General features: G+C 60.6%; 10 protein-coding genes and 2 pseudogenes. 8 read left to right on the forward strand and 4 right to left on the reverse strand.

What is annotated here, in order from left to right:
- The 4 genes and pseudogenes from CKW24_RS20705 to CKW24_RS20720 all read right to left on the reverse strand — a co-directional run.
- Positions 1-604: pseudogene (locus CKW24_RS20705) on the reverse strand (hypothetical protein); the annotation flags it as partial.
- Positions 588-4,220 (reverse strand): toxin VasX, encoded by a 3,633-nt coding sequence (locus tag CKW24_RS20710; RefSeq protein ID WP_095170028.1) that lies wholly within the window; start codon positions 4,218-4,220, stop codon positions 588-590. The pseudogene CKW24_RS20705 and the gene CKW24_RS20710, both read right to left, overlap by 17 nt.
- Positions 4,217-5,083 carry a DUF4123 domain-containing protein gene (locus tag CKW24_RS20715; protein ID WP_095170029.1) on the reverse strand — a complete coding sequence of 289 codons (867 nt, stop codon included), beginning with the start codon at positions 5,081-5,083 and terminating at the stop codon, positions 4,217-4,219. Before CKW24_RS20715 ends, CKW24_RS20710 begins: the two co-directional genes overlap by 4 nt.
- Positions 5,080-7,080 carry a type VI secretion system tip protein VgrG gene (locus CKW24_RS20720; protein ID WP_095170095.1) on the reverse strand — a complete coding sequence of 667 codons (2,001 nt, stop codon included), beginning with the start codon at positions 7,078-7,080 and terminating at the stop codon, positions 5,080-5,082. The genes CKW24_RS20715 and CKW24_RS20720 overlap by 4 nt, the downstream gene beginning before the upstream one ends.
- Positions 7,081-7,263: 183 nt before the next feature.
- Between CKW24_RS20720 and CKW24_RS20725 the strand changes: the two are divergent.
- The 8 genes and pseudogenes from CKW24_RS20725 to CKW24_RS20760 all read left to right on the forward strand — a co-directional run bounded on the left by CKW24_RS20725 (position 7,264) and on the right by CKW24_RS20760 (position 14,363).
- Positions 7,264-7,646, forward strand: a pseudogene (locus tag CKW24_RS20725) (cytochrome c).
- 246 nt (positions 7,647-7,892) lie between these two features.
- Positions 7,893-8,111: a DUF3079 domain-containing protein gene (locus CKW24_RS20730; protein WP_095170030.1), complete on the forward strand. Its 219-nt coding sequence runs from the start codon at positions 7,893-7,895 to the stop codon at positions 8,109-8,111.
- Between the two features lie 114 nt (positions 8,112-8,225).
- Positions 8,226-8,858 carry a dTMP kinase gene (locus tag CKW24_RS20735; protein ID WP_095170031.1) on the forward strand — a complete coding sequence of 211 codons (633 nt, stop codon included), beginning with the start codon at positions 8,226-8,228 and terminating at the stop codon, positions 8,856-8,858.
- Positions 8,859-9,168: 310 nt separating this feature from the next.
- Positions 9,169-10,542 (forward strand): MFS transporter, encoded by a 1,374-nt coding sequence (locus tag CKW24_RS20740; RefSeq protein ID WP_256585519.1) that lies wholly within the window; start codon positions 9,169-9,171, stop codon positions 10,540-10,542.
- Between the two features lie 3 nt (positions 10,543-10,545).
- Complete coding sequence (locus CKW24_RS20745; protein WP_095170033.1) at positions 10,546-12,309, forward strand: dihydroxyacetone kinase family protein; 1,764 nt, start codon at positions 10,546-10,548, stop codon at positions 12,307-12,309.
- A complete protein-coding gene (locus CKW24_RS20750; RefSeq protein WP_095170034.1) occupies positions 12,302-12,772 on the forward strand; it encodes a ribose-5-phosphate isomerase in 471 nt (156 codons plus the stop codon). Before CKW24_RS20745 ends, CKW24_RS20750 begins: the two co-directional genes overlap by 8 nt.
- Complete coding sequence (locus CKW24_RS20755; protein WP_095170035.1) at positions 12,769-13,572, forward strand: triose-phosphate isomerase family protein; 804 nt, start codon at positions 12,769-12,771, stop codon at positions 13,570-13,572. The genes CKW24_RS20750 and CKW24_RS20755 overlap by 4 nt, the downstream gene beginning before the upstream one ends.
- On the forward strand, positions 13,557-14,363 hold the full coding sequence (locus tag CKW24_RS20760; protein WP_095170036.1) for a sugar phosphate isomerase/epimerase: 807 nt from the start codon (positions 13,557-13,559) through the stop codon (positions 14,361-14,363). The genes CKW24_RS20755 and CKW24_RS20760 overlap by 16 nt, the downstream gene beginning before the upstream one ends.
- Positions 14,364-14,366: the final 3 nt, after the last annotated feature.

Raw genomic sequence — 14,366 nt, forward strand, 5'->3', positions numbered from 1 at the left:
GGAACCCGATGCCCATGCCGTATTGGCGGTGGATGCCGTATTGAGTGGCGCCTTGGGCTTCGATGACCCAGGCGGAGAGGGATTCCCAGGGGACGAAGACGGGTTCGGTGGCGTCTTCGGGCATGAAACAGACTTCGCGACGTTGGCGGTTGAAGCGGGTGGGGATGATGTGGAGGCGTTTTTTGTGGTTGTGGTGCCAGACGCCGAGGCCGATGAGTAAAGAGCAAAAGCCACCTATTAGCGCGTAGCCATAGCTTTCATCAAACACGCCGAGTACAGAGTCCCAGATTTCTACTTGGCTGTAACCGAACACAACCCCGAGGAACGCAGCAAGCATTGGAGGTAGAAAAGCGAGCATTAAAGTACCGCTGAATGGTCCACCTAATGTTACTTGCCACATAAACACCTGCGGCGATCCCAATCCGAAGTCCATGTACACCTCATTTAGTTCCCCGATATGAGGGCCAAGCGGCGGCAGCGGTGTCGGCAATGGCAACGGCGCGAGATAGGTGATTCTCCCACTGGAAAACGGTTCGACATCGCCGGCTTTGCGGGATTGCTCAAGGTGCGGTCCAGGCAGGGAGCTTTCAATCTTGGTGGGCATGGTCGGCCAACTCCAGCAGATGGGTTTCAACCAATAACAGCGGTGGATGCTCGGTAACGGATTGACGGGGCAACGCAGGAAAATGGTCCCTACCGCGCGGGTTGAGGTGAATAACGTCAGTCAGCGATTCCCACACCCCCTTGGCGTTCAAGGTCTGTATGCAGACCGCCAGCTCCAACGTTTCGGACGCCGGGGTAAATTCAGCATCAAGGTCCAGCGGGTATTGCAGGCATAACACCAGCCGGTCCGGTCCTGTTTGCACGATGCGCAGGCTGTTCACCACTTCTTCGCTGATGACGTCCTTACGCTCTCGGGGTACACCACGATTGTGGAGGGGAACGGAAAGACGGTGGGCGCCGATCCCAAGACGATGAGCCGGTTGACCGCTCAACGGTGGCTGTAAATCATTGAGCTTGAGCCTTGGCAGCACCAGGTGAATGTCGCTGGGCCTGGCTTTTAGCAACAAATTTTTCAGCCACGAGTCATGCTCATTCGGGCCAAGTTGCGCGTACGGGGCGTTCAGCAAATAGGCCAGATAACGCTGATATTCATCCAGGGTATGGTCGCCACGATGATCAGTGTCCAGGCTCCAGGGTGTGGTTTTCAGCCATTTATCATGGGCACTGATGTTGTAGCGGTTGTACAGCCAGGTTCCGCCCAATTCCAAAATGGTGAACAGGGCGCCGGCTAGATTGAACCGGAAGAATACGGTGGATAGCCTTGTCCCCGCAGCAGCCCAAGCAGCCGTTCTTGCTGCAGCGTTTCTGGCAATCGCTACGGTATACCCCGCGTGCAAGGTGTGACCAAAGCCATAGGCATTAGCCGCCGTCATGCCCCCCGCACCCAATGTGGCAAGCGCCGCACTAGTTTGTGCCGAGCGATCTCCGGTACGCGTCGCCTGCTGCCATTTCTGCTGTTGGGAATTGAAGCTGGACAGAGATGACACAAAACCAAAAAGGTAAGTAAAGAAACCCAGTCCAACATGCATCTTGCCCATTTGCACCTGCACATTCTGCAAAGCATGGTGTTGAAGTCCGGCAACGAGTTCCGTGCTACGCGCCTTCAGAGCGGTATCCGCCAGACTTTGCGCCGCCGTAAATCCCGCGGCACCCGTAGCGGCAAACGCGGCAAAGAACTCGGCCCGTTTCTTGGGATTTTTGGTTTGATTCATCATCTCCCGATACACCGAAACCAAATTCACCCCCTGCACCAAAAACACCAACAACCCCATCCCCTCGCTCCGAATCAACTTCGTATTCGGCACGCCTTGAACCCCCAACCGAATATCCTTCAACAAACTGCGCACCTCCAACTGCTGCGCCGGCGGAAACACCACCGTCACCCCCGCCCGAGCCGGCGTCGCGCCATACAGCCGAACAGACTGATCCGGCAGTTCCGCAATCGGGCTCAGCGCCCCGGCCAGTCGGCCTTCAAGTTGCGTCAACTGCCCGCGCACCCGCACGATCTCGCCCTGTAATTCCACCGCCCGGGGCGTCTTGTGCCCCGCCCGGTTTTTGTTGTGGGTGAACAGGTTACGTTCGCGGGTCAGCGTCCTGAGGTAATCGCGTTCACTGAGCAGTTCCTTGAGGTTGGTTTGCAGCGCCGCGTGTTCCGCCGGGCTGGCGACAGTAAAGGTCACGCCGGTGGTTTTTGCCGCATCGAGAATCCGCCCCGACAAGGCCTTGGGCAGGCGTCGGAACAGTTCGTCGAGGTCGGGGATTTTCCCTCCCGCCAGATCGAACCCTTCCAGCGCCCGGCTCAGGCCCAGGTTCAGCGCCGGGCTGAGACTGTGCTGCGCCGCGTCCGCGACGGCGCGGGTGTGTTCGGGTAAATCATCGAGGGCCGGCAGGTGCGGCTGTTCGATTTTCTTTAACTCGCCCAACCAGTGCGGCAGGTTGTTGAACACCCCCATGCCGGCGTTGAACAATGTGGTGTATTGCGCGGCCCGTTCTGGCTGAAGACGCAGCGGCAAGGTGTAGAACAGCGGCCGGGTCAGTTCCGGGTGTTTCTCCAGATAACCGAGGAGAATTTCGCTGGCGTGATCGCTGCGGCAGATGTCCTTGAGGCAGGCGTATTCGGCGGCGAACGCCTGGTGGAGTTGCTGTTGATCCTGCGCGTCGTAATACCAGGCCGAACGATGGAAGTGACCGGCATTCACCAGCATCGTGCGGTCGGCGGTGATGCGCTCGAGCAGGCGGTTCCAGCGCCCGAGGTCGTCGCGGTGCTGAAACAGCGCAGCGTCCATGGCGGGGCGGTCGATGAAATCGTTGACCCCGCGTTTGCCACTGAAGCTGGAGCCTTCGAGCACATCGATGATGCGTTTGTTTTGCTCCTTGCCGAGCTTGATCAGGGTTTTGAGGTGCTGCTCAACGAAGTCGGTGGGGGCCCTCGCAAAGTGCTGGCGGGTGTAGTAACTGCGGTCCGCGTCGTCAATGGCGCGCCGGTGTGCAGTGATGTCTGGATTGCCCCCCTGATACTTGAGCATCTCCTGAACTTCGGCCTGGGCTTCCTTGCGCAGCTGCACCAGCTCCGGGGGGGCTGGCACGTCGACAGGCTCGACCTTGCCGCCTTTGTTCAGGTAATCCAGTAAGGCTTTGCGGGTCTGCTCCCGATCCGGCTCGGGCAACTGTTCCAGATCGCCAAAAAGTGCCTGGACTCGCGGATCGTCGCTGGCGTCGGCCAGATTGCCGACATCCGCCGGACTGAGCTGGCTCAGGGATTCGATGTAACTGGCCAGCAAGTAATCGCGTTCGTTGTTATCGGCGTTGCTCCAGTCGTCGACCCAGCCGACCACGGTGTCCTGATATTCGGCCAGATCACGCAATACGCCGAGGTCGTCCTGCACCACAAGGAACAGCGTGTCGTCCTGATAAGCCGGGCGCACCCGCCCGAGAAACTCGCCGATATGCGCCTCGCGAAAGCGCCGCGGCTGCTCCCACAAATAGGGTTCACGTTCGTGCGCGGGGGCATCGCTGACGTGCACCGTCGGCAATAGAACGGCGTCCGACGGCGACTCGGCTTCCTGTTCCGCACGGTCTTGGGCGGTTTGCGCCTGCCGGGCCGGATCGGTCGCAATCTCCGCCAGCCACTGTTTGCCTTGCGCGACCGTCAGCAGGTGTTCACCGCCAGTTTGGCAATGCACCGGACCAAGATCGACGGCCTGCATGAAGTGTTCGCGTTCCTCGCGGCTGTCGAGCACTTGCGTGCATTTGGCCGCCGTCCACTGCACTTCGGCGAAGGTCACATGCAGGGTGCTGCGCCTTGAAAACACCAGTGCAGGACGCTCTTCGATGGGCGTGCGCTGATCGCCTGCCACCTTGGCGCCCTTGTGCAGCAAGGCGCTGACCAGTCCGTTAAGGACCTGATATTCGTGCAGGTGGCCGGTCACGCTGTCGATGACGTACAACCAGCCATCGCGTAGTAAACGGATGCCCAGCGGGCGGGTCGTCAGGGCATAGGGCAGCTTCAGTTCGGCACTCGGGTCGAGGGGCTTTTCCACCAGTCCGTAACGCAAGGGCATCAGCTGCACGTGGGTTTGGCGCAGAGGGCAGGCACCGGGGGAGCCGATGGCGGTTTTCGAAGCGGCGGCCGCAGCAAGGTTCGCAGGGTGACTCATGGGCGTACTCCTTGGCTGGCCCAGCGCTGAGCCAGATCAGCGGCCAGCGCCACGCGCTCGCCAGGGGGTTGCAGTGAGGGTGTGCGGAGCAAATGGGCGATAGATGGATGTTGTTCGAGCGCTGTGCCGTCCAGCCAGGCCATGACGTTGGCGTAGTGGAAAAGTTCGGATTGGCTACTCAAGCCCAAGGCGCCAGCCTCGGCCTCTAGCTGTTCGAGCATGGGCCAACGCTGGGCCACGGTTTCGCCGCCATGGCGATCGGGAAAGTATTTGAGCAAATGGGCGTCGAGCTCGAGCAACGCGCGGCGCCGATCAACCCGGTCCAACGCTGCATTCAGTTCAGGGCTCAGGCGATAGGGCGTGGTCAGCTCCGGGCAGTCGGGCAGTCGCGGTTGATGACGCTGCCAATCGGTGCTGACGCTGTCGGCCATCACCACGCAGACAATGGGACCGAACAAACGCTGATCGCCGCTACCGAACAACGCCTGCGCCACTGCCGCATCGGCCAAACGCAGGACCACCGGCAGACCTTCGGGCAATTCAACTGTCAGCAGTTTGCGCAAGTGCTGAGCGACGGCTTGTGCCGAGTCCGGGCTGAACAACAGCACGCCCGATTCCTCGTGTGCGTGCTCCAGATAAAACTGAACGAGTGGCTCGTCAGGTTGTTGAACGGCCACCAACAGCGGTGAGATATCCCGCAGCGCAGTAAACGACGGGCAGTCATACAGCGCGACGGTGGTAGCGCCGGGACTCAGTTGTTTCAAGCGTTCCGGCAAATCGCCCAAGGTCGTACCGTCCAGCAACAGGAAAGCCTGTTGCTCGCTCCAGGGCAGGTCTTCAGGCAGTGAGGTCAAAAGCTTCATGCTTGAGCGGCCTCGCATATCAGGCAGCGCGAGGCGCGGTTTGAAATCAACGCATGGCGTTGCTGGACCGCATCGAAGGTCACTTTCAGCAGGGGCAAGGCGCCCGGCATCAGGGGCTCGGCAGGTCGACCCACGGCCGGGGCGCCGCCCTGTAGAATCGGCACGCTGCTGAAAATGCCTTCCGGCCCCAGCGTCAGCCATTGGCCGCCAGCCTGGAGTGACAGGCGCACTCCGCCATCGATGACGACTTGCTGCCCGGCGCTCAGGTGAATGTGCTGGGTGGCATTGAGCAGGTGATTGGTGGTTCGGACGTGGCGGTCGCCGTAAACCAACAGATGATCGTCCTGCTTGAGTTCCGTCAGGCGGTTGCCGTGGGTGAGGTGATGTTCTTCACCGCGCAGGTCGTGGCTGGCGGTGCCGCCGATGATCACGGTTCGCTGGTTGTCGACTTGAATGCGTTCGTCGTTGAGCACGTGCTGGACGAAATCGCGCTGGGCACGCAGGGCAATTTCCTCGGCGCCTTGCCTGTCCTCGATGCGCAACTCATTGTAACCGCCACCGCCGGGGCTGCTTTGGCTACGGAAAATGCTGCGGGTGTGCTCTGCCGGCAGATCCAGTGGCACGGGGGTTGAGGCGTTGGGCATACAGCCAAGGACGAAGGGTTTGTCGGGGTCGCCATCGGTGAATCCCACCAGGACTTCCATGCCGACCCGAGGGATCAGCACGCTGCCATAGCGGTCATGGGCCCAACCGGTAGCGACCCGCAGCCAGCAGCTCGATTGTTCGTTGTGTTGACCCTCGCGATCCCACGGCAGTTGAACCTTGACCCGACCGTATTCGTCGCAGTAGATCTCTTCGCCGGGCGGGCCTGTGACGATGGCATGCTGGTTACCCGTTATTCGCGGTTTGGCGTGTTCAAGAGCCGGTCTGAACGGGACGTCCCAAGGTGTCGCGACGAAGTGGTTACGGTAGCCCTGACTGAAACCGTCCTGCGGACTGGCGTCGATGATCGACTCCTCAAGCACTTGGGGTTGCAGGCCAACATGCTCGACTTCAGTCAGAAGCCACAGGCCATTCCAGTCAGTGCGGGGGTGTTCGGATATGTCGACGAAATGACCACAGCGCATGGCGCTCTGATCACCGCGCCCTTCGGCTTGCCGGTAATCGGCGCGGTGGCGTTCCAGTGCCCGATTGGACAGATGTTTACCGCGCTCACGATGGGTGAACTGCCCTGGGAAACCATAATCCTCAAGGTGCGGCAGCAGCGGGGCTTTGGCCTCGCTGTCGAGCTCCAGACGCGGTTTCTCGAAGTCGTAATCACGCCGGCTGACGTGGGTCGGGCGGGTTTCCAGTCGCAGCTTGAAACGATCGATCAACGGCGCTTCGGCGACCATGCCACTGCCTGGCCTGTACGCGGTTGACTGGGAGGGTTTCGAGAAGCTGGTTTGATCGTCACCGAACACCAGCACATGTCCGTCGGGACTATGCTCGAAATGAAAGTGCAGACCTTCTTCCTCGCACAACCTTTGCAGGAAATGCAGGTCGGCCTCGTACTGCACGCAATAGAGCCGTGGCCGGTACTCGGCGCTTAGCTGGAAGCGCCAGGTATCGGGCTGCATTCCCTGGTCTTTCAGCACGCTGGCGATGATCTGCGGCACGCTCAAGTGCTGAAAAATACGCTGATTGTGGCAGTGGGTGAGGTAGGCGAGTCGGGGCACCAACGTCATCTGATAGCGGGTCAGGCGCTTGCCTGAATCGCCTTGGGCGATTTGATAGACCTGCCCGTGAAGGCCGGAGTTATCAGGACCCAAGCGCAGGAAAGCTGGGCGATGCAGCAGAGACTCGAGGTCCAGGTCCGGGCGTTCGCTGACCAGTTCGAGTTTGACTGCATAGGGTTGGTTGAGCCTCTCCTTGGTGCGGAATTCGAGTACCTGAAGATCGTGGGGAAAACCTTCAATGTCGAGTTTGAAAACGACCTGCTTGGCATCGCTTTGCATCCACATGTCCCTGTGTCTATTTTTAGGCACGGGACTTTGCGTGGATCTACAAATTGGCGCAGTCAGATGAATCGATATTTAGCGTAGGACGCGTCCGTTAAACCGGGTGGTTGTCGAGGGCTCTGATCTTGTAAGTGATTTGCGTAGGAATAAAGGTGGTAGGCCGCACGTTGATTAAACGCCATCGGGCAGACCTATCACACGGAACAGACCTTTCCAGAGCGCAGCAATGAGGCGTTTTTAACCGAATCGGTCGAGCGCGGCAAGTAGGTCTGGGAGCAAAACAATTGCATTGGCTGCCACACGCTGCTGGGGGAGGGCGCCTGCTTGCTCCCGAGTTGGGCAACGTATTCCAGCGACGCGGCGCAGAGGAGGGTTTCAAACCCTTCCTGCACGCTTGGATGAAGATGCAGCCACTGGGAATACCGGGCCGTCGCGCGATGCCTCAGTTCAAGTTAAGTGACCAGGAGGTGGATGACATCGCTGAGTTCCTCAAGTGGAGTTCGAAAATCAACACCAATGGCTGGCCGCCAAACCGGCGTTGGTCATGGCGGGCGGTGCGGTAAACGCTTCGTCACCGAGAGATGTCGCGGCGTTCTGGTCGTCCCAAGTCGATAGGGTTGGATGACCGCCTGACAAAGGATTTTTATTGAGCATGAGTGACGTCCCCAGTCTATTCAGGCGTTAGCTTAGCTCCAGGATTGCGAAGGAGGTGCGCGCAGGCACCGACGTCGATTCTTGACGCGTATCAAGATTGGATTTGCGTAAGGGCTGTAGGTTGGAAGAACGCCTCCCAATGACCGGAGATCGGCATGGCCAAGAATTTCCCCATCAACCCTAAGCACCCCGAACGGATCTGTTGGGGGTGCGACCGCTATTGCCCGGCGAAGTCCCTGGCCTGCGGCAATGGCTCTGACCGTACGATGCATCCGGCCGAACTTTTTGGCGACGATTGGCATCTTCCTGGTGACTGGGGCATCGATCCCCTGATGACGAACGACAAGCCGATAGATACCCAGAAACCGGGTTAAAGTGCTCATCCACGCCTGTTCATATGCTCCCTCCACTCGACTCGCTTTAGTTGCGCCAAGCGCTTCCAGCGAACGAACCGGGCAAAACAACCGTATATCAATCGTTAGTGAAGAATGAATCGTCCGCTGTTTGTTTCTCTAGATGGGCCCAAGGGAACCGGTAAAACCACACTGTTGGAGGCCGTTACGAAAGTACTGCGGGCAGACAACAAAAAGGTGATCCGACTTTGCGAGAGTAAAAGCGATCCCTACAGGGGTGAAACCATGGCCCTGGTAAACCAGTTCGTCAGAAATCCCATACGGGATCTGGAGTGGGAGGTTTGCCAGCGCTTTGCCGATAGTCGCCGCTGGATTTCCCAGCACGTGCTGACTAAACAGCCACAGGACAGCATCATCCTGATCGATCGCTGGTACCCGTCCGATGCCGCGTTTCGCCGGCAGATCCCGTTTGCAGAGATCCTGCAGTTGAACATTGATCGAGGCGTGCAAGTGCCAGACCTGCATGTCGGGGTTGTTACCGACCCAGAGGTTTCATGGGCGAGGGCCGCGGCACGCCAGCGTGGGCTGAGCAGTACCGTGATCCATAAGCTGGAAGAACATGTCGCTTGTACCCAGGCGTTCGAGCGCGCGATTGCAGATCACGGCTGGGTTTTGTGCCGCAATGAAGGAACGATCGAAGTCGCAACGATGCAGGTGGTTGCGCAGATCCTTAGGGTCCTTCGCGGCTCTGTAGACGCCAGTGCATAGCACCTGGGCAGATGCTCGCTTTGTCAGCGCGAACCCTCGGCGTTGCGTGTTGACTCTGTTCCGATGAATGGCAAAAGGCTCGGAAAATAGCGCTGGCTGCTCACGCTTAGGGCGGCGATGAGGCCTTTTTTTGGCCTGGTATAGAGATCATACCATCATCACAGTATACAAATGAAAATCCCCGTGTTAGAAATTAGCCCAAGCCCTTGAGCTTCGTTGATGAAGCCAGGCCCAGGTTTGGATCGCCGCCTTTGAGCGGTCCTAATAAGAACGTCATCTCATCACACCAGTCCTGCCAAAGGACCTGTAGATGAGCCGGAGAACCGCAATGCAGAACATCTCCGCATCTCCGGCCGAGCAATCGGCTATCCGTAAGATCTCGCTGCGCCTGGTGCCTTTCGTGGCACTGATGTTTTTTATCAACTTCCTCGACCGCACGGCGATTTCCTTCGCCGGACCCAATGGCATGAATCAGGACCTTGGTCTGAGCGTCATCCAGTACGGCCTGGCATCGGGGATCTTTTTCATCGGTTACATCCTGCTGGAAGTGCCAAGCAACCTCGCACTGCACAAGTTCGGCGCGCGTAAGTGGCTGGCGCGGATCATGGTGTCGTGGGGCATCGTTTCGCTGTTGTTCACCTGGGTGAGCAGTATCGAGGGCTTGTACACCCTGCGCTTTTTACTGGGGATCGCGGAAGCGGGCTTCTTCCCTGGAGCGATCCTGTTCCTCAGCCTGTGGGTGCCTGCCCGCTATCGCAGCAAGATCCTCTCGCTGTTCTATCTCGCCCAGCCGCTGACCATCGTCATCGGCGCACCGTTGGCCGCGTGGTTGATCGGCCATGACGGTCTGTTCGGTCTGTCCGGCTGGCGGGTAATGTTCCTGGGGGTGTCGCTGCCGGCCATCGTGGTGGGCTTGATTGCCTGGTTCTATCTGGTCGATCACCCGTCCCAGGCCAAGTGGCTGAACGCCGATGAAAAAACCTGGCTGGTCGGCGAACTGGACCGCGAGCGTGTCGATGTCCGTCGCAGCCCACACCACATGGGTGTGCGCGCGGCAATGCTCAACGGGCGAGTCTGGATGCTGTGCCTGATCTATTTCGGCTTTATCTACGGGCTGTATGCGCTGTCGTTCTTCCTGCCCACCATCATCGGCGGTTTCCAGGCTCAGTTCGGCACCACGTTCACGGTATTCGAGAAGGGCCTGATCACCGCGATTCCGTATCTGCCGGCGGCTCTGGCGCTCTACCTCTGGTCCCGTGATGCGACCCGTCGTGGCTGCCGCACCTGGCACATCGCGCTGCCCGCATTGACCGGCGCAGTGAGCATTCCGCTGGCCATGGCCATGGGCTCGCCGACAGCCACCGTGGCCGTGGTGACGATTACCGCCTGCTCGATCTTCGCTGCGCTGCCCAACTTCTGGACGCTGCCGACCCAGTTCCTCACCGGGGCCTCGGCTGCGGCTGCTGTGGCACTGATCAACACCGTCGGCAACGTCGCGGGCTTCTCTGCGGGCTTCATCACTGGCGCCCTCAAGGATTACACCGGTACCTACGCGGTTCCGATGATGGTGGTCGGCGCACTGATGCTGATGTCCGCTGTGCTGATGGTGGCGCTCGGCACGCGGCGGCGGGTTGTCGATGCAGCACCGCTGGCCGCTACGCAACAGGTCCTCCAGGGAGAATAAGAAATGACCCGTTTGTTCAATGAGCCTTCAGCCTTCGCCAGTGAGCTGGTGGAGGGGTTTGTCGCCGCGCACCGCGACAAAGTACGCCAGGTGCCCGGCGGAGTGATGCGCTGCACCCGCTCTCAAGAGGGTTCGGTAGCCGTGGTGATCGGTGGTGGCTCGGGGCATTACCCGGCGTTCGCGGGACTGGTTGGCCAGGGCCTGGCCCACGCGGCAGTGATGGGCAACCTGTTCGCCTCGCCCTCCGCGCAGCAGATCTACGCTGTCGCTCGTGCCGCGCAGACCGGCGGTGGGGTGTTGCTGGGGTATGGCAACTATGCCGGGGACGTGCTGCATTTCGGCCTGGCCAAGGATCGACTTAACGCCGAAGGCATCCGCTGCGAGGTGATCGCGGTCACGGACGATATCTCCAGCGCTTCCAGTGACGAGCTGCACAAGCGTCGTGGCATTGCCGGTGACCTGGTGGTGTTCAAGGCGGCGGCCGCGGCGTCCGAGGCGGGATATGACTTCGATGCTGTGGTGCGTGTTGCACGGTATGCCAATGCTCGCACCCGCTCGCTGGGTGTGGCGTTCTCTGGCTGCACGTTGCCGGGCGCCGACCATCCGTTATTCGACGTGCCGCAGGGCCAGATGGCGCTGGGCATGGGCATTCATGGTGAACCCGGGATTAGCGAAGGCCCGGTGCCAAGTGCCGATGAACTAGCCGAGATTTTAGTCTCGTCGCTGCTCAAGGAGCTGCCGCAAGGTATCGCCGAGGTGGCCGGGCAGCGTGTCGCGGTCATCCTCAACGGTCTTGGCAGCGTCAAGTACGAAGAGCTGTTCGTGCTCTATCGGCGGGTCGCGCAACTACTCGAAGCCAGCGGGCTGACCGTGGTCGAGCCTGAAGTGGGTGAACTGGTCACCAGTTTCGACATGGCGGGTTTGTCGCTGACCCTGTGCTGGCTGGACGAGGAGCTGGAAGGCTTTTGGTGCGCACCGACATCGACCCCGGCTTATCGCAAGGGCGTGACCAGCGTTGCCGAACGCTTGAGCGAAGAGCACGCGCCCGTGGTAGCGGTAACGGTGATTCCACCCTCCAGCACCAAGTCTCGGCGCTCGGCGCATTGCGTCATGCAGGCGCTGGAGGCAGCGCAAAAAGTGCTGATCGAACAGGTCGATGAACTCGGCCGTATCGATGCGGTGGCCGGCGACGGTGATCATGGCATCGGCATGCAGCGTGGAATCATCGCCGCAGTGGGCAGGGCGCGCGAAGTCCTGGCCATGGACGCGGGTGCCGGGACCTTGTTGCGCATGGCCGCCGATGCCTGGGCCGATCAGGCCGGGGGGACGTCGGGGGCGATCTGGGGTGTACTCCTGACGGCGCTTGGCACCTCGCTTGGGGATGTTCTGGATCCAGACGCGAGGTTAGTGGCCCAAGGGATTCGCCAGGCGAGCGACGGCATTCAGCACTTTGGCAAGGCGCAGGTGGGCGACAAGACCATGGTCGACGTCCTGGTGCCGTTCAGTTCAGCGCTGAGCGACGCCGCCGCCCGCGGCCTGGAGTTGCATCACGCCTGGCAACTGGCTGCCCAGGTGGCCGCCGAGGCAGCAGCTGCCACCGCCAACTTGCGCCCACGTATCGGCCGCGCCCGCCCTCTGGCGGAAAAAAGCCTCGGTACACCGGATGCCGGCGCCGTGTCGCTTTCCCTGATCATCAATGCCATCGAGCCCGTCCTGCGGGCCGGCACGCTGGCACCCCGTCGTATCGAGGAGACAGTTCATGAATAACCCACTGCGCATCGTCATCGGCTCGGATGACGCCGGTTACGAATACAAGGAAGCGCTCAAGCGCGACCTGCTTGCCAACCCGGATGTCGAGTTGATCGAAGACGTCGGCGTCGACAGCCAGAGCCACACCGCGTATCCGCTGGTGGCCATCGCGGCTGCGGAAAAGGTCGCATCCGGTGCGGCTGACCGTGCGCTGCTGATCTGTGGCACCGGGCTGGGCATGGCCATCTCCGCCAACAAGGTGCCGGGGGTTCGCGCAGTGACCGCCCATGACAGTTTTTCGGTGGAGCGCGCGGTGTTGAGCAACAACTCCCAGGTGCTGACGCTCGGTCAACGAGTGATTGGCCTGGAGTTGGCTCGGCGCCTGCTCAAGGAGTGGCTGACCTATCGCTTCGACGAGCATTCGGCGTCTGCGCAGAAGGTCCAGACCCTGACCGATTACGAGCGGGTCAGCGCACGATGAGCGCACCCGTCATCACGCTCGGTGTCAGCCTGAAGATGTATTTCGGCTATCGCCAAACCCTGGAATGGTGCCAGGCCATTGCCCGGCAACTGAGCGCCCATGCCGATGTGCGCAGCGCAGCGATCGAGGTATTCGTGATTCCCAGCCACCCGACGTTGGCGCCTGTGCTGGAGATCTTCGACGGGTTGGCCCGGGTCGGTGCGCAGAACCTGTTCTGGGAAGATCAAGGCGCCTACACCGGTGAAGTCAGTCCGCTGATGTTGCGTGAGATGGGCTGCAGCGTCGCCGAGATCGGGCACGCCGAGCGACGTCGGTACTTCGCCGAGACCGATCGGCAGATTGCCGACAAGACCGCCGCGGCCTGGCGCAATGACCTGACCCCGGTGCTGTGCCTGGGCGAGGAACGTCACGGTCGGGTGCAGGATGCGGTGCAGGTGTGTCTGCAACAGCTCGATGCTGCATTGGCCTCGGCCCGCCAGGCCGGTCTGAGCGGCGAGCTGATCCTCGCTTACGAACCGCAATGGGCCATCGGCGCGGCTCAACCAGCGTCCGCCGAGTACATCGGTCAAGTGTGCCAGGCGTTGCGCAATGCCGTGGCCGGGAGCGGCACTCGGGTGATTTATGGCGGCAGCGCCGGCCCCGGATTACTGAGCCAGTTGGGTGGCCAGGTCGACGGCCTGTTCCTGGGGCGCTTCGCCCATGATCCAGGCGCTTTTCAATCGATTCTCGACGAGGCGGCAAAGCTCTGCGGCCCTACGTCTGCCCGTGAAATGGAGGGCGCATCATGGCAATCGGCCTGAGTACCTATTCGTTCTTCTGGCGTGCCAGCGAGCGAGTCCCGCAACCGCTGTATCTGCCGCAAATGCTGCAGCAGACCGCCGAACTGGGCGCCGGGGTTTTCCAGATCTGCGACTACAAGGCGCTTGAAGCATTGAGTGCCAGCGAGCTGGCCGACCTCAGGCGCCAGGCCGACGAGCTCGGACTGGTGCTGGAACTGGGTACTCGTGGCCTGGACACCGAACACCTGCGCAAGTACCTGAGTATCGCCGAGGCCCTGGATGTGCGCGTGTTGCGCAGTATGTTCAACAGCAACAGCCTGAAACCGACGTCCGAACAGGCCTTCGAACTGCTGCAAAGGGTAATGCCGCAGTTCGTCGAGCAGGACGTCAAGCTGGCCCTGGAGACCTACGAGCAAGTGCCGACGCGCACCGTCCTGGATGTCGTCGAACGTATCGACAGCCCGTGGCTGGGTATCTGCCTGGACCCCGGCAATTGCGTGGCAGCGCTGGAAAATCCGCGCGAGGTCATCGACATGACCGCGGAACGGGTACTGAACCTGCACGTCAAGGATTTCGCCTTTTCCCGGCGCGATGGCTGGGTCGGTTTTACCTTCGCAGGATGCCCCATGGGCGAGGGCCTGCTGGACTACGCCTACATGCGCGGCAAGGTTCGACCGAACAGCCGGCATATCAACCAGATCATCGAACACTGGCTCCCCTGGCAACTCGACGCGGCCACCACCTGCGCGCTCGAAGACCAGTGGACCCGACATAACCTGAACTACCTGAATGCAAAGCAAACCGAGGAATGACCC

It is taken from the genome of Pseudomonas sp. Irchel 3H3 (assembly GCF_900187635.1).
In the GTDB taxonomy this organism is placed as follows: domain Bacteria; phylum Pseudomonadota; class Gammaproteobacteria; order Pseudomonadales; family Pseudomonadaceae; genus Aquipseudomonas.